General features: G+C 59.5%; 14 protein-coding genes. 5 read left to right on the top strand and 9 right to left on the bottom strand.

Annotated features, from left to right (window positions below; translation table 11 throughout):
• Positions 1–4 precede the first annotated feature (4 nt).
• Positions 5–1201 (top strand): acetyl-CoA C-acetyltransferase, encoded by a 1197-nt coding sequence (locus LSG25_RS05975; RefSeq protein ID WP_232744583.1) that lies wholly within the window; start codon positions 5–7, stop codon positions 1199–1201.
• A gap of 22 nt (positions 1202–1223) precedes the next feature.
• Positions 1224–2465 (top strand): CoA transferase, encoded by a 1242-nt coding sequence (locus LSG25_RS05970; RefSeq protein ID WP_232743783.1) that lies wholly within the window; start codon positions 1224–1226, stop codon positions 2463–2465.
• A gap of 21 nt (positions 2466–2486) precedes the next feature.
• Here LSG25_RS05970 and LSG25_RS05965 read toward each other — a convergent pair whose 3' ends face one another.
• The 4 genes from LSG25_RS05965 to LSG25_RS05950 are packed head-to-tail and all read right to left on the bottom strand — an operon-like array spanning position 2487 to position 5493.
• Positions 2487–3254 (bottom strand): ABC transporter ATP-binding protein, encoded by a 768-nt coding sequence (locus LSG25_RS05965; protein WP_232743782.1) that lies wholly within the window; start codon positions 3252–3254, stop codon positions 2487–2489.
• 13 nt (positions 3255–3267) lie between these two features.
• The gene (gene hisM, locus LSG25_RS05960) at positions 3268–3987 is read right to left on the bottom strand and encodes a histidine ABC transporter permease HisM (protein ID WP_232743781.1); all 720 of its coding nucleotides are present in this window, start codon (positions 3985–3987) and stop codon (positions 3268–3270) included.
• On the bottom strand, positions 3984–4670 hold the full coding sequence (locus LSG25_RS05955; RefSeq protein ID WP_232743780.1) for an ABC transporter permease: 687 nt from the start codon (positions 4668–4670) through the stop codon (positions 3984–3986). The genes hisM and LSG25_RS05955 overlap by 4 nt, the downstream gene beginning before the upstream one ends.
• Before the next feature lie 46 nt (positions 4671–4716).
• On the bottom strand, positions 4717–5493 hold the full coding sequence (locus tag LSG25_RS05950) for a transporter substrate-binding domain-containing protein (protein ID WP_232743779.1): 777 nt from the start codon (positions 5491–5493) through the stop codon (positions 4717–4719).
• Positions 5494–5691: 198 nt separating this feature from the next.
• Here LSG25_RS05950 and LSG25_RS05945 point away from each other — a divergent pair, with 198 nt between their 5' ends.
• Entirely contained in the window at positions 5692–6801 is a 1110-nt protein-coding gene (locus tag LSG25_RS05945; RefSeq protein WP_232743778.1) for a DUF2817 domain-containing protein, read from the top strand.
• Positions 6802–7750: 949 nt separating this feature from the next.
• On the opposite strand, the gene dbpA is transcribed toward LSG25_RS05945, so the two are convergent.
• The gene (gene dbpA, locus LSG25_RS05940) at positions 7751–9139 is read right to left on the bottom strand and encodes an ATP-dependent RNA helicase DbpA (RefSeq protein ID WP_232743777.1); all 1389 of its coding nucleotides are present in this window, start codon (positions 9137–9139) and stop codon (positions 7751–7753) included.
• A gap of 113 nt (positions 9140–9252) precedes the next feature.
• Positions 9253–13371 carry a Pls/PosA family non-ribosomal peptide synthetase gene (locus LSG25_RS05935; RefSeq protein WP_232743776.1) on the bottom strand — a complete coding sequence of 1373 codons (4119 nt, stop codon included), beginning with the start codon at positions 13369–13371 and terminating at the stop codon, positions 9253–9255.
• Positions 13372–13686: 315 nt separating this feature from the next.
• Here LSG25_RS05935 and LSG25_RS05930 point away from each other — a divergent pair, with 315 nt between their 5' ends.
• Positions 13687–13899, top strand: coding sequence for a hypothetical protein (locus tag LSG25_RS05930; RefSeq protein ID WP_232743775.1), 213 nt, complete (start codon positions 13687–13689; stop codon positions 13897–13899).
• Positions 13900–13932: 33 nt separating this feature from the next.
• On the opposite strand, the gene LSG25_RS05925 is transcribed toward LSG25_RS05930, so the two are convergent.
• Complete coding sequence (locus tag LSG25_RS05925) at positions 13933–14580, bottom strand: FMN-dependent NADH-azoreductase (RefSeq protein ID WP_232743774.1); 648 nt, start codon at positions 14578–14580, stop codon at positions 13933–13935.
• A 127-nt stretch (positions 14581–14707) separates the two neighbouring features.
• On the opposite strand from LSG25_RS05925, the gene LSG25_RS05920 reads away from it, so the two are divergent.
• Positions 14708–15703, top strand: a complete 996-nt coding sequence (locus tag LSG25_RS05920; protein WP_232743773.1) for a LysR family transcriptional regulator — start codon at positions 14708–14710, stop codon at positions 15701–15703.
• Here the strand turns inward: LSG25_RS05920 and LSG25_RS05915 are convergent.
• Positions 15681–17057 (bottom strand): heavy metal sensor histidine kinase, encoded by a 1377-nt coding sequence (locus tag LSG25_RS05915; protein ID WP_232743772.1) that lies wholly within the window; start codon positions 17055–17057, stop codon positions 15681–15683. The two genes, LSG25_RS05920 and LSG25_RS05915, sit on opposite strands and share 23 nt — an antisense overlap.
• On the bottom strand, positions 17054–17740 hold the full coding sequence (locus LSG25_RS05910; RefSeq protein ID WP_232743771.1) for a heavy metal response regulator transcription factor: 687 nt from the start codon (positions 17738–17740) through the stop codon (positions 17054–17056). Before LSG25_RS05910 ends, LSG25_RS05915 begins: the two co-directional genes overlap by 4 nt.
• Positions 17741–17753 lie beyond the last annotated feature (13 nt).

Below are 17753 nucleotides of genomic sequence, written 5' to 3'. Positions count from 1 at the left end.
AATGATCAGACGTGCTGCGATTGTGGCGCCGGTCCGGACGGCCATAGGTGCATTTGGCGGCGGCTTGAAGAGTATTGCGGTGGAGCACCTGGGGGCGGCCGTCGTCAGGGAAGTCCTGGGCCGGACACAGATAGACCCGGTATTGATCGACGATGTGGTGTTTGCCCAGTCCTATGCCAATAGCGAAGTTCCCTGTGTCGGTCGCTGGATTGCGCTGGAAGCGGGGCTGCCGGTCGATGTGCCGGGCATGCAGCTGGACCGTCGCTGCGGCAGCGGTGTACAGGCTGTGGCGACTGCCGCCATGATGGTGCAAAGCGGAGCGGCCGACGTAGTGCTGGCTGGCGGCGTTGAAAGCATGAGCAATGTGGAGTTTTACACCACCAGCATGCGCTGGGGCGCGCGCGCGGGGTCCGTTGTATTGCACGACCGCCTGGATCGTGGCCGCGAGCGCGCCCAGCCCGAGCATCGCTTCGGTCCTATTTCGGGGATGATAGAAACCGCCGAAAATCTGGCCAGGAAATACGGCATCAGCCGTGAAGAGTCCGACCAGTATGCCTTGCGTAGCCAGCAGCGTGCCAACGCAGCCTGGGATGAGGGCCGTTTCGATCAGGAGATCGTGCCGATTTCCGTTCCTCAGCGTAGAGGCGACCCGGTTATTTTCAAGCGAGATGAAGGCCTGCGTGCCGATCTGAGCGTGGAGTCACTGGCTCGACTCAGGCCGATCGTGAAAGGCGGCGTGGTCACGGCCGGAAATGCCTGCCAGCAAAACGATGCGGCCGCCGCTTGCCTGATCGTGGCCGAAGACAAGCTCCATGCCCTGGGCTTGCAGCCGCTGGCCTTTTTGAATGGCTGGGCGGCCGCTGGATGCGAACCCGGTGTGATGGGAATCGGCCCGGTTCCTGCCGTGAAGAAACTGCTCTCCCGGCTCGGCCTGTCCCTGAACGACATGAGCCTGGTCGAAATCAATGAAGCGTTTGCCTGCCAAGTATTGTCCGTACTCAAGGAATGGGATTGGCATGATGCGGAAAAATTGAACGTCAACGGCTCGGGTATATCGCTGGGCCACCCGGTGGGCGCAACCGGTATGCGGATCCTGGCCACGATGCTGCATGAGCTGTCGCGCCGTCAGGGCCGCTATGCCCTGGAAACCATGTGTATAGGTGGTGGGCAAGGCATTGCCGCCGTTTTTGAACGAGCCTGATCGGTTTGGGAGTGTGTCCATCATGACAGTCAACCAAGAAATGGGCGCGCCCTTGGCGGGTTTGCGCATTGTTGAAATTTCAGCCTTCATTGCCGCCCCGCTGGGAGCGATGACGCTTGCCCAATTGGGCGCGGAAGTCATACGCATCGACCCGGTCGGCGGGAATATCGATATACACCGCTGGCCGGTCACCGACAAGGGCGACAGCTTGTACTGGGCCAGCCTGAACAAGGGCAAAAAATCGGTTTCGCTGGATTTGAGATCGGAGCAGGGCCAGCGCCTGGCGCAAGAGATCATTTGCGCGCCCGGCAAGGATGCCGGGATCCTGATCACGAATTTACCGTCCCGTGGATGGATGAGCTACGACAATCTGTCCCGTCAACGCGACGATCTGATCATGCTGCGGCTTACCGGCAATCATGATGGCTCGGCGGCCGTCGACTACACCGTGAATTGCTCAGGTGGCTTTCCCATTGCCACAGGGCCGGATGAAGAGCCCGTGAATCACGTTCTGCCAGCCTGGGATGTTGCGGCCGGTTTATATATAGCCACAGGAATTCTCAGCGCCGAACGCATCCGTGGCCGGACCGGCAAAGGGCAGGAAATCAGCCTGGCTTTGTCCGACGTGATGCTGGCTACCGTTGGCAATCTGGGTTATTTCAATGAAATCCAGGTCAATGGGACGCATCGGCAGCCCATGGGGAATTATCTGTATGGCGCATTTGGCCATGATTTCAAGACCCGTGATCATCGACGCGTCATGGTGGTGGCCATCACAAATCGACAGTGGCTGTGTCTGAAGAAGGCAAGCGGCCTGGCCGAAAAACTGGACATGATAGGCCCGATGCTGGATGTGGACTTGAGCACCGAAGGTGGGCGCTTCGCGGCCAGCAAGGCGATCGTGGCGGTATTGGAACCCTGGTTTCAGAATCGGACCTTGGCCGAAATAAAAAGCGCGCTGCTCGATTCAGGTGTGTTGTGGGGGCCGTACCAGGATTTCTCGCAACTCTTTCATGAGGATGATCGGTGCTCCCTGAATAACCCGCTGTTCGGCGAGGTTGAGCAAGATCGTATCGGTACCCTCCGGGTCCCGCGTACGCCCCTGAGCTTTGGCCTGAGCCCAGTTCCGGCGCCAGCCGCGGCTCCCTGCCTGGGCGATCAGTCGATCGAAGTCCTGCACAATCTGCTGGGCTTGCCGCAAGCCGAGTTGCGCCGCTTGTGCGAGCAGGGTGTCGTTCAGCCCGGAGCGTCCGGCTTGGCCTGATGCCGCGCCTTTTTGCAAGGGTTACTTCAGGCTGCCCGACAGGAATTGGGCCAGGCGGCTGCTTTTGGGCGAGCCAAGTACCGTTGCCGGGTCGCCTTCTTCTTCGACGACACCCTGGTGGAGAAACATCACGTGGTTGGAGACATTGCGCGCAAAGCTCATTTCGTGCGTGACGACAATCATGGTCCGTCCTTCTTCGGCCAGGGCTTGCATGACTTTCAAGACCTCGCCCACCAGCTCCGGATCCAGCGCGGAGGTCGGCTCGTCGAACAGCATGACTTCGGGTTCGAGGGCAAGCGCCCGGGCAATGGCCACACGCTGCTGCTGGCCGCCCGACAGATGCACCGGATATTTATTCGCCACGTCCAGGGAGAGGCCGACTTTCTGCAGATAGTGCTCTGCTTTTTCAGCGGCGGCTCTTTTGTCCAGCCCCTGGACGCTAATGGGCGCCGCCGTGATATTTTCCAGCGCGGTCATATGCGACCATAAGTTGAAATGCTGGAAAACCATGGCCAGCTTGGTGCGCAGGCGCTGCAGTTGCTGCTTGTCCGCGACGGCCAGCTGCTTATGCCTGTCGCGCACTGTTTTCAGCTCTTCGTTAAGGATGATGATCCTGCCTTCCTGCGGGGCTTCGAGAAAGTTGATGCAACGCAGGAAGGTACTCTTGCCCGATCCGCTGGAGCCGATGATGCTGATCACATCGCCGCGGTTGGCCTTCAGCGAAACGCCCTTCAGAACTTCCTGCGAGCCATAGCTTTTGTGGATATTCTCCACTCTCAGGTTTTCCATGAATTTCTCAATTCTAATGAGTGGGCAGCGGTTTCAAAAAGGCCAGCCACCTTTTTTCCATTAGCCTGAAGGCAGCGACCAGCGCTACGGCGATGACCGCGTAAAAAATCCCCGCAATGCTGAAGGAAGAGAAAGCGGCATAGGTTGCGCTATTGACGTCGCGCGCCACTTTCAGCAATTCGGGAACCGTTGCCGTGAAGGCAATCGAAGTGCAATGCAAAAGGATGATCACTTCATTGCCGTAGTAGGGCAAAGCGCGCTTTAATGCGGAAGGCAGGATGAGCCGGGTGTAGATTTTCACTCTGGAAAAGCCGAAGGCCCGTGCCGCTTCGATTTCCCCTGCCGGGATGGAGCGGATGGAGCCGGCCAGGACTTCGGTCAGGTAAGCGCAGCAATTGAAGCTGAATGCCACAATGACGCAATTGAAGCCACTGCGGAAAAATTCGGACAAAGAAGGCGTATGACGGATGAATTCCAGGCTGAAAAAGCCCGTGTAAACGATCAGGAGCTGCACATACAGCGGCGTACCTCGGATAACGAAGGTATACAGCTGCACCGGCCGGCTCAGGCGCTTGTTCGATGACGCCCGCAGTATCGCAAGCGGTATCGAAGCCAGGAAAGCAATCAGCATGGTAAGGACCAGGATCCAGAGCGTCATGGCCGCGCCCGAGATGTTCCAGCCGTTGCCGATGCCCAGGTACTGAGGCCAGTATTCCTTCAATATGTCTATCAAAGCTGTGCCTCTTTCACGCCGACGCCGAAACGCTTGCCGACACGAGCCAGCGCCAGCAGGGTTGCGCAGGTAAACGCCAGATAGATCAGGGCCGCCAGGATATTGAAGAAAAACAGATGCTGGGTCGATCGGCCCGCCTGCTGGCTGATGCTGATGATATCGACCAGGCCAATGATGGACACCAGCGCGGTCGATTTGATGACGACCTGAATATTGTTGCTGAACCCCGGCAAGGCAAAGCGTATCATCTGAGGCAGGGTTATTTTCCTGAACACCTGGCTGTCGCTCATGCCCGTGGACAGGGCCGCCTCGATTTGTCCGCGTGGCACCGATTCCAGCGCCCCGCGAAACGTTTCGGTCATGTAGGCGCCGTAGATGAATGCCAGGGTGACGACCCCGGCGGTGAAGGCATTGATTTCAATCAGGCCGATGCCCAGCATGTCGCATACCCAGTTGATGAAAATCTGCAGGTTGTAGAAAACCAGCAGCATGATCACCAGGTCTGGGATACTGCGAATCACGGTGGTATAGGCGGCGGCAATATAGCGCAGGGCACTGTTGCCGGAGGTCTTACACAGGGCTCCCACAATACCCAGCAGGGTGGAAAAGAAAGCGGATAGCACGGTGAGCGCCAGGGTCATGAGCGTACCTTGCAGAATCAGCGTCCCATACCCGTACAGCATGCTTCTTGCCTTGATATCCGTTTGAAGAGCTTCGACAAACGCCTGTTTACTGCTTGGGTTCCACCAGGCCGTATTTGGAGTATTTGTCGAGAATTTTCTTGTATGTGCCATCGGCCTTCATGGCGGCGATCGCTCCATCGATCTTGCCTTTCAGTGCCGTATCGCCAAGCCTCATGCCGGCGCTGGCGCCATATCCGAAAACCTCGGGATCATCAACCGGCTGGCCCGTCAGGTGAAAGTTCTTGCCGCTTGGGCTTTCGAAAAAGAACTGGGCCGCCGCCGCATTCTGCAGGGTACCGTCGATTCTTCCCAGCGCGAGATCCTGTTTTGCCAGATCGTCGTTCTGGTAGGTAACCAGATTGATTCCCTTGTCCTTCCAGTGTTTGTTCGCATAGGCGGCCTGCGTGGTTCCCTGCACGATGCCTATGGTTTTACCCTTGAGCGATTCGACGGTCGTATCGAGCGTGGTGTTCTTGGGCACCATCATTCGCGACGGGCTGGCATAGAGCGGCGTGCCGAACAGGACCTGTTTTTTCCGCTTCTCGGTGATGGTCAGCCCGGACAGGATTGCATCGATTTTTCGCGCGTTGAGGGCGGGGATGGCGCCATCGAAATTTATTTTCACCCATTCGCATTTGGCATGCAGGTGTTGGCAGATCGCGTTGCCGGCATCGATATCGAAGCCCACCAGGTTTCCCTTGGCATCGACGGATTCGAACGGCGCGAAGGTGGGATCCACTCCGTATCGGATGTTTATCGCATCCTGGGCGTGGGCTGCAAACGCACCAAGCGACAGCAAGACGGCAAGCAGGGTTTTTTTCATATCGGCTCCGGGAATATTCGGCTCATTGAAAACGCATGATAGTTCAAAACCGTAATCTCGAACTATGTATATACTTTAGGGCTATCCCTAGTATCCTAGTATCATTCAAGCTACTTCCATACAGCGGGACACCGCCCATGCGCCGCTCTTGTACAGGCGCCGGGCCCTGGATTGAACAGTCAAAAGGCAGGAAAACCAATGATGCACTATATGATGGATGCCGAACCCAGCTACACGGCCCTGAGATTGCAGTTTCTGGCAAATGCGGAACAGCACAACGCCCGGATCAAGCATTATCTTCATCCCTTGAAAGGCATGGATGGCGAGGATCTGTATACGGATGTCGCCGTTTTAGCAAAAAATGGGACAAAGAAGTGGCTGGTTTGCGTCTCGGGCACACATGGCGTCGAAGGCTATTACGGTTCGATGTGCCAGGCCCATTACATGGATCATCTGGCAGGCAGGGCGCAGGACGGCGATGTTGGAATCCTGATGATCCATCTGATCAACCCGTGGGGTACGTCGTGGAAACGCCGGGTCAATGAAGGCAATATCGATCTGAACAGGAATTATCTGGATTTCGGCAAGCCTGTGCCGGAGAACCCCGCGTACGAAACGATTCACGATCTGTTCGTCAAGGAATCCGCCCAGGGCGAAGGGCGCCGAAGAGCCGAGGGAAAATGGGCCGAGAAAGTCAGGCAGGTCGGCTATGCCCAGGTAATGAATCAATTGGGGGCGGGCCAGTACAAGCATCAGGATGGCTTGTATTTCGGCGGCTTTGAGCCCTCGTGGTCGAACGTCACCCTGCGTGCCATTGTCCAGGAATTTCTGGGCGACTGCAGCGATGCCATCAGTTTCGATCTGCACACGGGGGCCGGCGCATATGGCCATCCGATGCTGATGGCCATTGCGGAGCAAGAATACCCGGGAATGGCCGATGCGCAGCGCTTATATGGCGCGTGGCTGTACAAGATCCTGACCGGCGTCAGCCGAACCACCGATACGGGGATTTCCGCGGCGGCAACCGGCTATACCTCTCAGGCCATGGTAGACATGATGGCGGGAAAAAGATTTACTCAGCTGGTCATAGAGTGCGGCACCTATGATTCGGAGAAAGTCGGCCATGATGCGCTTCTGAATGATCATTTCGCGCATCTTTCGGGCACGCTGCAAGGTCGGGAGTTTACCCGGGCGAAAAATGGCATCATGGAGTTCTTCTTTCCCAAGGACCGTGATTGGCGGGAACTGGTGTGGGTAAGGACCCGGCAGATCTTTGATCGGGCTTTGGCGGATCTGGCGGACAGATAGTCTAGGAGCGTGGGCGGTAGAAATCCTAGGTCCGAAAATTCGCAATGCGTTTTTGGCTCAAGTGTTTATTGAGCTGAGCGTGTTTCAGTGACTTTTGTTTTGAGCTGTTTTTAGATTTGATCTGTGAGTTTGGGCTGCTTGTACAGGCTTGAACGATGAGGTTGGACTGTGTGTTGCTGTGTAGGCGGCGGTTAATTCTATAAAGACGCCGCAGGGTGGGCGGTGCTGTACAGTCCGGCACGTCCAGCGGTCGTGGTGCTACGCACCCCGACTGCCCGGGTCTGCCTCGTCCAGGCGGGCGTCGGGCCAACTCGCGTCGCCCCGCGTTGCGGGTCGCCACTCAAACAGGGCCCGCCGAAGGCCCCCGCCTTCCCTTCGTCAGCACCCGGCGCTGGACTACCGCCGGCCTGCACAGCACCGCCCACCCTGCGGCTCGCGTTGAGGTAATGCATCGAGGTATACATTGGGGAAGCCGCGTTGAGCCAATCACAGGCTACGTTGAGGCGGTGGGTGCTTAGTAAATCCAGGGTTTGGCACAGCGTGGTGTAGTGGCCACTCGATAGAGACATGAGTGCGGGCACGTTAACTGTTTCTATGGGTGCAGGCCCATTAACGGTAGGGGCGAGCACGTAAATTCCGGGCACCTCGTGATGCAATTCCAGGCATGCCATCACGCGAGCCGTCTATCGGGGCTTGGGGTCAGGGCCGGCGTAAGGCGTGCGCCGGATGCTACCGTAGGGAAGGCGGGGGCTTTCGGCGGGCCATGTTTGAGCGTAGCCGCGCCAGCGGCGTAGCGAGTTTGGCCCGACGCCCGCCTGGACGAGGTAGATCCGGATCAAGCACGCCGTGCCGGTCCTGACCCCAAGCCCCGATAGACGGCGTCTTTAAATACCTATCCATCGATCCCCGTAAACAATCGAGTGTCGTAACCACTCGAATCAAAAATACCCTAGTTTTCCGGCATGAAGCGCATTCTGAAGCGGCGGCCCTTGATATTGCTGTTGCCCAGCTTGGCGTAGGCTTCCTTGGCAATACGCCGGTCCAGCGCCACAAAGCTCACGAAATTGAAAATATTTATCTTGCCGACCTGATCCGCATTCAGGCCCGCATCTCCCGTGAGGGCGCCCAATAGATCACCCGGGCGCAGCTTGTCTTTTTTGCCGCCCTGAATGCAGAGCGTGACCATGGGTGCCCGCAGGCGGCCGCCGGGAGCCGGCTTGAGCGCGGCCAGATCCGACCAGACCAGGGGCTTGCCTTGATACTGTTCGATCAGATTGGCCCAGCGCATTTCGTACGGAGCGCACAGGCTCAAGGCCAGGCCTTTTTCCTGGCCGCGCCCGGTGCGTCCGATGCGGTGGATATGCACCTCGGCGTCCGGCGTGACATCGACGTTGATCACCGCCCCCAGGGTTTGTATGTCCAGGCCGCGCGCCGCGACATCGGTCGCCACCAGCACTGAACAACTCTGGTTGGAAAACTGCACCAGCACATCTTCGCGTTCACGCTGGTCCAGATCGCCATGCAGCGCCAGGGCGCTGAAACCGCGGCTCCGCAACTCTGCCGCAAGCGTTTCGCATTGTGCCTTGGTGTTGCAGAAAGCCAGCGTGGATACCGGACGGAAATGCTCAAGCAACTGAGCCACCGCCGCATTGCGGCTTTCCGGGGCGATTTCATAGAAATGCTGTTCGATCTGGCTGGCGTCGTGCTGCGACTCCACTTTGACTTCGGTTGGCTTGACGAGGAAGCGGGCGCTGGCCTTGCGGATATCATCGGGATAGGTTGCCGAAAACAGCAGCGTTTGCCGCTTTGCCGAGCACGCGTTCACGACGGTGACGATATCGTCGTAGAACCCCATGTCGATCATGCGGTCGGCTTCGTCCAGCACCAGGGTTTGGATAGCCGATAAATCGATGCTGTTGCGGTCGATATGGTCGAGCAGCCTGCCCGGGGTGCCCACCACGATATGCGCGCCGCGCGCCAGGGATTCGATTTGCGGCCGGATGGGAGTGCCTCCGCATACCGTCAGTATTTTCACATTGCCGGCGGCGCGGGCAAGACGGCGCAGCTCGTTGGCCACCTGGTCGGCGAGTTCGCGGGTGGGGCACAGGACCAGGGCCTGGATGGCAAAATCGGCAGGGTTCAACTTGTGCAATATGCCCAGGCCGAAGGTGGCGGTTTTGCCGCTGCCGGTTTTGGCCTGGGCGATCACGTCGCGGCCTTCAAGAATCGAAGGCAGGCTTTGCGCCTGGATGGGCGTCATGTCGACGTAGCCCAGGTTATTGAGGTTGTCGAGCGTGGCGGGCGTAAGGGGAAGGCTGGAAAAGGAAGTCGTGGTCACAATGATGTTTGCCCGCATGGAAGAGCGTCAAGTGTAGCAGGCGACCGTAGGGGTCGCCCTTGTGGCCCTCCGCGATCAATGCGTGGCCAAACGGGCGGGTACAGGGCCCGCCCCTACCGCGGATTGTCAGGCTGAGGCATGGCGGGGCAGCCGTGCCAGGCGGTATTGGCGGGTATGTTCTCGCCCTTCATGACCAGGGTCAACGGACCCAGGCGTACATCGTTTGCGATATTGGCGCTGTACAGGATGGTACTGCGCGGCCCCATGTAGGTGCGCGCACCGATGCGCACATCGTCGATTTTCATGACCCTGTCCTCAAACAGATGGGTCTGTGGGCAGCACAAGGCGTTGAGCTCGCTGTAGTCGCCTATGTGCACGCAATCGAATTCGGTGATGTCGGTGGTGTCCAGGTAAACGCCACGTCCGATGTGGCAACCCAGCAGGTTGAGTGCCTTGGGCAGGAAAGGCGTGCCCCGCAGGTAGCGCAGGAAATTCGGAACGGCAATGCCTTCATACATATTGGTGGTGGCCTCGGACAGCCACACGAATGGAGTCCACATGGGTACCGCGCAGCGCCGGTAGCGGCCCAGCAGCACCCATTTGAAAAAGGCCACGAACAGAAAGGTCGCAAGGCCGAACAGCAGTCCGGAAATGGCCAGTTCGCGGATCGTGTAGAGCCAGTGGCCGGCCCCCGCAATGGGCATGACATCCAGCACGATCGCATAGCCGGCGGCGATCACCAGGGAATGGGGTGCCACGATACGGAAGGTCTCAACCAGGCCGCGCTGCAGGCGTCGCGAGGGCGAGGGGTGGTATGTCAGCTCTTCGGGAAAGCCCTGCACCGTCTCGCGGGCGGGTAGATTGATGGGAGGCGAGCCCAGCCAGGTATCACCGCTTTTGACCTGCGTCGAGCGCGGCAGGCTGGAAAGCACTCCGATCAGCACATTTTCCGGCAGGTTGGTGCCGTCGGGTATATAGGTGCCATTGCCGACAAAGCTGCGGCGCGCGATAACGGTCGGCTTTACGGTCATCCAGCCGCCGTCGATATGTTCGTCGCCCAGCATGACCGCGTCGGCGATAAAGGTCTCGTCGCCCAGAGTCAGCATGTCGGGCACTACCCCCAGCGCGGTAGAGATCTCCGCATCGCGGCCGACCCGCGCGCCCAGCAACCTATACCAGGTGGAGGAAAACACCGTGGCGTAGACGCCATGCAGCACCTGCAGGCTGGACTCCTGAATCTGGTTGACCAGCCACTTGAGGAGGAAGACCCTGCCATTCACAGGGTAGCGGCCTGGCTTGAGTTTGGGCAGCAGCGCCCAGCGTATGCCCGCGGCCAGCAGGGCGGTCAGGACAATCATCACGACGCTGGCGGGCAGCGCCAGCAGGAAGTATTTGATCAGGCGCAAGGCGAAGACATCGTAGCCGTTGACGAAGCCGGCGCGCTGCAGCGCGCCCACGGACAGGTTGTCGATGTCCAGGTAGTCAACCAGAATGAAGGTCGGGAACAGGGGCATGAAAAACAGCACGCTGATGAACAGGGCGCCCAGCACGAAGTAGATGTTCTTGCCGATGATGTGGGCTCGCGATTCGACGGGCCGCAAAGGCAGGCTGGCGGGATCGAATTCCCCGTGGTCGATGGCGGGCGAACCGCCCCAGATGCGGCGGGCCGGCACCCGCGAGCCATCGCGCAATGCCGACTGCCCGTCCACGTGCCCCCACTCGCCGATATGGGTGTTGCCTTCCATTACCACATAGGCGCCCAGCGAGACCTGGTCTTCCAGCGTGATTTGGCCCAGTATCAATTCGCCGTTCTGTACGCGGGCGTTTTCCAGGTTGACGCCGTTGCCTATGCTGACGCCGTCGCCGACGCTGAGCAGATCCGGCACACGCAATGTAATCGAGCCAATCAGCACGTCGTTGCCGATCCGGGCCCCGAGCGCGCGAAGCCAGTAGACATATAAGGAAGAGCCGTTGAGCATGTACAGGGGTGTTGCTTCGAGTATGCGATCGGTAAGCCACCAGCGGAAGTAAGTCACGCCCCAAAGCGGATAGCGCCCGGGTTTCAATCGCCCCAGAATCAGCCATTTGCCGGCGCAGGCCAGGACGAACTCCAGCAGGGTAGCCAGCAAAAACACCACGACCGACACGGCAACGGCCCGGGTGATGGAATCGCCCGGGTCGCCCGTAAGATATTGATAGGCAAAGAAGGGCAGCAGCCATTGCGCCATTTTGAACGTCACCAGGAACGGCACGGTGACAGCCTGCGCGACCCCGCAACGCCAGCGTCGCCATCGCGAATGCATGATCCGGGGCGGGGGGACAGTCCGTTCTGCGCCGTGAAGCGCTGTGTCGCTGGCCTGGCGATCCATGACGGTGGACAGCACTTGGGCCAGTCGGCCGATCTGGCGGTTTTGGTAGATATCGCGCACGGTCACTTGTGCAAAGCGCTGATCGGCTCGCAATGCGGAGGCGAGTCGTGCGGCAAACAGCGAGTGACCTCCCAGGTCGCTGAAAAAATCCAGCTCCCGGCGTACGGCCTGGCCCGGAAAGAGCGTTTCCAGCGCGGCAAACAAGGCTTCTTCCGCCGGGGTTTCCGCTGCGTCCGAGCCTTCGGCCGGGCCGCTGGCAGCCAGCGGCAGGGCTTTGAGCGTTTTGCGATCGATCTTGCCGGAAGGCAGGCGCGGCATTTCCGCCAGATGTTCAAAGCGCACCGGCACCATATAGGGAGGCAAGCGTGCTCCCAGGGCCGCGCGCAGCGTTGCCGTGGAGGTATCGGCATCCCCGGCGGCGGTTCCGTTCCCGTTGTCTGGCATGGCGGTGGCTTCGCCATTGGCGCCCACCCAGAACGCAATCAACTGGTCCATGCCGGCATCCTGGCGCAGCACCACCGCTGTGGCACCTATGCCCGGCTGCTGAGCCAGCACCGCTTCGATTTCACCCAGCTCTACCCGAAAACCGCGGATCTTGACTTGATCGTCGGCGCGGCCCAGGCAATGCACGCGATGATCGGCGTCGATGCGGGCCAGGTCGCCGGTGCGGTAAAGCCGTTGGTCGTGCTCGCCAATGCTCCAGGGATTGGGCAGGAATTTTTCCCGGGTCAGGTCGGGCCGCCCCAGATAGCCCGCCGCCACGCCGGGGCCGGTAATACACAGCTCACCGATCTCGCCGTGAGGCAATATGCGCAGCGTTTGGCTTTCGGCGCCTTCCGTCCCGGTTGCGACCACCAGCAAGCCATAGTTGGGCAAAGGATGGCCAATTGTCACGGCCTCGCCCGGTTTCAACTGGGCCAGGCTGGCCGAGACAGTCGCTTCGGTGGGGCCGTAGGTGTTGAACATCTGCCGTCCGGGCTTTGCCCAGCGCTCGACCAGCGTTTCGGGGCACATTTCCCCGCCCAGGTTGATAATCCGCAAGCTGGGCACATCCTGGGAGAACAGGGCCAGCAAGGTCGGCACGGCGTGCAGAACCGTGATGTTTTCCGCCGTCAATGCGCGCGGCAGGGCCTCGGGATCGGCCGCGATTTCCTTGGGAGCTATCCAGAGGGTGGCACCCACCAGGTAGCTGATCCATATTTCCTCGAACGACATGTCGAATGCCACCGAGAATCCCTGGTATACCCGGTCGCTTTCGCGCACTCCCAGTATGGCATTTTCGCTTTGCAAAAAATGGCAGATACTGGCTTGCGTGATGGCAATGCCCTTGGGCTTGCCTGTGGATCCGGAGGTGTAGATGACATAGGCGGTGTCTTCGCCCTGGGTGCCGGCGCGGTGGCGCAAGGGGGGGGGATCGTTGTCCAGCGGTGCCAGCAACTGTTCCGCCGTGTGCACCGGCGCAGCCAGGGAACCCAGTTGCGGCAGCAGGTCCGCGCAACTGAGCAGGGCGCTTGCTTTTGCATCCTCCAGGCATACGGCTATGCGCTCAACGGGCGTATCCGCGTCGAAAGGAAGCCAGGCTGCGCCGGTTTTGGCGATCGCCAGTTGCATGATCAGCAAATCGATGCCGCGCGGCAACCATAATCCAACGATATGTCCGGGCTTTACCCCGGCTTCGATCAGGCGATGGGTGGCGCGATCGGCCTCGACATTGAGTTCGGCGTAACTCAGGCTGCGTGTGCCGAAAATCAACGCGGTGTTCTGGGGGTGGTGTGTGGCGCTTGCCTCAAACACGTCGGCCAATGTTTTACGGTGCAGCAATTCCGGCTGTTGCGAGCCATGCAAAACATAGGAGTCAGACATGTAGTAAGAGGTGTGTTGAAGCCGAAAGTAGAATTATGGTGTTGAACTCATGCCAACCCAATCAAATTCTTTGATCCGCCATTTTAATATCGTTGTCGCGGCATGTTGTGCAAAGAATTGTTGCGTGCGCGCCATAAAACCCCATAAAGAATGTAAAGAGTGTTACGGTGGCGGCGTATATTTCAGCCTCCTTCGCGACGATATGCCCGCGCATGGCGACAGGACGCCTGACTACCGCCAATAGAATAGGTGTCTAGGTGTCCGGCCGCGGCGCAGGTACGGCTGCCTGAAATTGGGACAAATAGGATACCCGTGATGGATACCTGGTATATCTTGCCTAACGGCAATATCAAGCACGTCGATGGCCTGGAGATCCAGCCGGAAAATGACTGGTTCCCTACCGACGAGAGTCTGGAAATTTTCAGTAGCGCCCAACGCGCGGCGGGGAAGACCGAGGTGCAAATCATCCAGCGCATAATGAGTCTGGCGCTGGAGTGTGAACAATGGGTCCGCGACAATCTGGCGTAGATTGCCGCGGGCGGGTCGAAGTACCCAGCCTGTTCAGGCGGCCAGTGCGGCGGCGCTTTCGTTGGCGGCGGTGTCCAGCGCCTTGATTTCCTGCTCGGCGGCGGCAATCGCCTGGGCCTTGGGCGCATCGCCCATTGCCACGCCTTCAGCACGCACAAAACGAACATCGGTGATGCCGAAAAAGCCGAATACGATTTGCAGATAGCTTTCCTGGTGTTCCATGGCGCGGCCCGCATCGCTGGTGGAGTAGATTCCGCCGCGGCTCGAGGCCACCACTACGGTTTTGCCCGCTGCCAGGCCGATGGGGCCGTTTTCGGTGTACTTGAATGTGCGGCCGGCTTGTGCAATGCGGTCGATCCAGGCCTTGAGCTGGCTGGGGATCGAGAAGTTGTACAAGGGAGCGCCCACCACGATGACGTCGGCCGCCAGGAATTGCGTTACCAGCGTTTCGGAAATTGCATTTTCCTGCCGTTGCACTTCGCTCAGGCTTGCGGTGCTGGGAGGAAGCCGGAAGCCCAGCGAATCCGCCGACAGGTGGCTGGGGGCCGCGGCGGCCAGATCCAGGTAGTCGACTTCGATGGCGGGATGGTCGGCGCGCCACTGGGCAACGATACGTGCGGTAAGTTGACGTGAGACGGAGCTTGCGCCGGTGACGCTTGAATCGATATGCAGCAGTTTCATGATTTTCTTCAACATAAGTAAGCCACACCAGGCGGCGATGAATGTATTATGAATAAGTATCGAATCATTGATAAGTTGGCAAAACTGCAATAAATTGTCCTGTTTATTGATCTAATTGAGGCCGCTGATGCTAGACCTGAACGATATGCGCTACTTTGCCGAGGTGGTGAACCGTGGTGGTTTCGCCGCGGCCGCACGGGCCATGGGGCTGCCCAAATCGCGTTTGTCCCGGCGCGTGGCCAAGCTCGAAGCGGATCTGGGCGTCCGTTTGCTGCAACGTACTACGCGCAAGCTGTCCCTGACGACAGTCGGCGAGATGTATCTGCGCCATTGCGTGGCCATGTGCGCCGAGGCCGATGCCGCCGCCGCCACTGTGGCCCAGGTGCAAAGCGAGCCCTGTGGCATCATTCGCCTCAGTTGCCCGGTGACGCTGGCGCAAACCGTGGTTGGCCCGGTCCTTCCGGAGTTTCTGGCCCGCTATCCGCTGGTCCAGGTCATGATGGAGGTCAGCAATCGCGTCGTGGACCTGGTTGAAGAGGGCATGGACATTGCGCTGCGCGTGCGGCCTAGCCTGGCCGACAGCGGCAGCCTGGTCGTCAAACATCTTGGTTTGTCTCACGCACTGCTGGTGGCCAGCCCATCGCAGTTGCAGCGCCAGGGGCAGCCTGTCGAGCCCGATGACCTGTCCCGATTCGATACCGTGGCCATGTCGGTGGCCGATGGCCGGTCGAGCTGGAAGCTGCTTGGTCCCAACGGCCAGGAACACACGGTTCAGCACCGCCCCCGTTATGTGGCCGACGATTTGCTGACCATCAAGTTTGCGGTGCTGGCTGGCACAGGTATCAGCATGTTGCCCGACTATATGTGCCGCGACGAGCTGAACGATGGCCGTTTAGTGCCGGTGTTGCCCGGCTGGGCCTTGCAGCCCGGTATCGTGCACGCGGTATTTCCGTCCCGTCGGGGGCTGGTTCCCGCCGTAAGGCAGCTGCTGGATTTTCTGGGCGAGCGTGCGGCAGGCATTTCCAATGAAGTGGAAGAGTGTATTGCCCGAATCGAGGCCAGTACGCGTTCGGCGGCGGCTTCCAGCCGGCCGCAAGGGTTCAGCCCGCCGCCGGCACACTGAAGCCGATTGTGTTCATGCCGTTTGCGCTGCTGGCGAAGACTTCGCCCCCATGCATGGTGGCAATCGCCTTGACAATGGCCAGGCCTAGGCCATGGCCATGCGTTTGGCCGTTATGGCGCGCGGCGTCGACCCGGTAAAACCGGTCGAACAGCAAGGGCAGGTGATTGTGAGCGATGGGTTCGCCCGGATTGGAGACCGCAATCCGGATGAGCGAGGATTCCTGGTGAAGATTGACCAGGATCTGCGCGCCGGAACGGGAATGTTCAATTGCATTTTGCAACAGGTTGGTCATGGCGCGGCGAAACAGGGCGGTTTCGATTTTTGCCTCGGCAGCGGTGTCGCCGTCGATTTTGACGGTTTCCTGCGTCTCGTCCAGGACGAACTCCAGAAACTCAATGGTTTTGCCTATTTCCTGCACAATGGGCGTCTGCACCAGGCCTGTGGCGGCTTCGCCCTGATCGGCGCGTGCCAGAAACAGCATGTCGTTGACGATGGAGCGCAGGCGTTCCACCTCTTCGAGGTTCGATTGCAGTACTTCCTGGAACTGCGGAGCCGTACGCTGGCGCGACAGGGCAACCTGGGTTTCGCCGATCAGGTTGGTCAGCGGCGTGCGCAGTTCGTGAGCCACATCGGCATTGAAGGCCTCGAGCTGGTTGTAGGCCGCCTCGAGCCGGCCCAGCGCGCCATTGAAGGCTGTGGCGAGATCGGACAGTTCCGCGGGAAGCGGCGAGATCCGCAAGCGCTGCGACAGCGTTCTGGGACTCAGGGTTTGCGCTTCTTTCGACAATAGCTTGAGGGGGCGCAAACCCACCTGGGCAATCCAGTAGCCCAGGACCATGACCAGCAGCACGGCGGTCAGCGACAGCGCCATCAGCGCGATCAGGAAGGTATGCAGGGTGTGCACATAAGGCATGGCATCTATGCCTATGGTAAGTTCGACGGCCGGCCGGTCCTGGTAGGCGGCGATGGTTTTGGTCAGGGTGTACAGGGGGTAGGCGCGTTCGGGCAGTTCGAGCATGCCCATGCCATTGGCCGAGTGGGGGACGGCCTGAATTTCGGACAGATCCCGGCCGTACCGATAGCGCGGGTCCGGGCTGTTTGCCCAGAAGCGTTTGCTGCCGTTGGCCAGGGTCAGGGTATCCATTTTGGTGACGACATGCGACCAGCGCTTGGGGGTTCCGGCACGCTTGATCATGTATTCCATGTCCTGGTAAGCCGTTTGCAGTTCGTCGTGCTGATGCCGGGCCAGTTCGCGCTGCAGTACGCCATAGAGGGCGGCGCCGATCAGCAGAAACGTGGCCAGCGTGGCAAGCGCGAACATGGCCACCAGCCGCACGGTGATGGAGCGTTTCATCTGGAGGCCTCTTCCCGGCGCAGTTCCAGCACATAGCCCATGCCGCGGATGGTATGCAGCAGGCGAGGACTGAAGGGAGTATCTATCTTGGCTCGCAAGCGCTTGATGGCGACTTCCACCACATTGGTATTGCTGTCGAAGTTCATGTCCCAGACCAGTTCGGCAATGGCGGTTTTGGAGAGGATTTCGCCCTGGCGTCGCGCCAGCACCGCCAACAGCGAAAACTCCTTGGCCGTCAGGTCGATGCGGATATTGCCGCGATAGGCTTTGCGGCTGATCAGGTCGATATGCAGGTCGCCGATGCGCAACTGCACGGGTTCCTGTGTGCGCCCGCGCCGGTTCAAGGCCTGCAGCCGAGCCAATAATTCCATGAATGAAAAGGGTTTGACCAGGTAGTCGTCGGCGCCTTCGTGCAGGCCTTTGACACGGTCTTCGACACGGTCGCGCGCGGTCAGCATGATGACCGGCGTCTGTTTGACGGCGCGCAGGGCGCGCAGCAGCGAAAAGCCGTCCTGGCCGGGCAACATGACATCGAGCACGATGACATCGTAATCGTGATGCAGGGCCAGATGCTGGCCGTCGATGCCGTCGTGCGCCAGATCTACCGCGCAGCCTTGCTCCGTCAATCCCTTGTGCAGGTAATCTGCGGTTTTCAGCTCATCTTCGATGATCAGTATTTTCATGGGAAACACCGTT

Source organism: Paralcaligenes sp. KSB-10 (assembly GCF_021266465.1).
GTDB lineage: Bacteria > Pseudomonadota > Gammaproteobacteria > Burkholderiales > Burkholderiaceae_B.
The sequence above is the reverse complement of the archived record's forward strand: the minus strand, read 5'-3'. Positions and strand labels throughout refer to the sequence as shown.

Excerpts from the sequence above, each read along its gene's own strand:
- LSG25_RS05910 (WP_232743771.1), bottom strand. The coding sequence starts at position 17,740 with ATGAAAATACTGATCATCGAAGATGAGCTGAAAACCGCAGATTACCTG.
- LSG25_RS05915 (WP_232743772.1), bottom strand. The coding sequence starts at position 17,057 with ATGAAACGCTCCATCACCGTGCGGCTGGTGGCCATGTTCGCGCTTGCC.
- LSG25_RS05930 (WP_232743775.1), top strand. The coding sequence starts at position 13,687 with ATGGATACCTGGTATATCTTGCCTAACGGCAATATCAAGCACGTCGAT.
- LSG25_RS05950 (WP_232743779.1), bottom strand. The coding sequence starts at position 5,493 with ATGAAAAAAACCCTGCTTGCCGTCTTGCTGTCGCTTGGTGCGTTTGCA.
- LSG25_RS05925 (WP_232743774.1), bottom strand. The coding sequence starts at position 14,580 with ATGAAACTGCTGCATATCGATTCAAGCGTCACCGGCGCAAGCTCCGTC.
- LSG25_RS05955 (WP_232743780.1), bottom strand. The coding sequence starts at position 4,670 with ATGCTGTACGGGTATGGGACGCTGATTCTGCAAGGTACGCTCATGACC.
- LSG25_RS05965 (WP_232743782.1), bottom strand. The coding sequence starts at position 3,254 with ATGGAAAACCTGAGAGTGGAGAATATCCACAAAAGCTATGGCTCGCAG.
- LSG25_RS05935 (WP_232743776.1), bottom strand. The coding sequence starts at position 13,371 with ATGTCTGACTCCTATGTTTTGCATGGCTCGCAACAGCCGGAATTGCTG.
- LSG25_RS05945 (WP_232743778.1), top strand. The coding sequence starts at position 5,692 with ATGATGCACTATATGATGGATGCCGAACCCAGCTACACGGCCCTGAGA.
- LSG25_RS05970 (WP_232743783.1), top strand. The coding sequence starts at position 1,224 with ATGACAGTCAACCAAGAAATGGGCGCGCCCTTGGCGGGTTTGCGCATT.
- LSG25_RS05920 (WP_232743773.1), top strand. The coding sequence starts at position 14,708 with ATGCTAGACCTGAACGATATGCGCTACTTTGCCGAGGTGGTGAACCGT.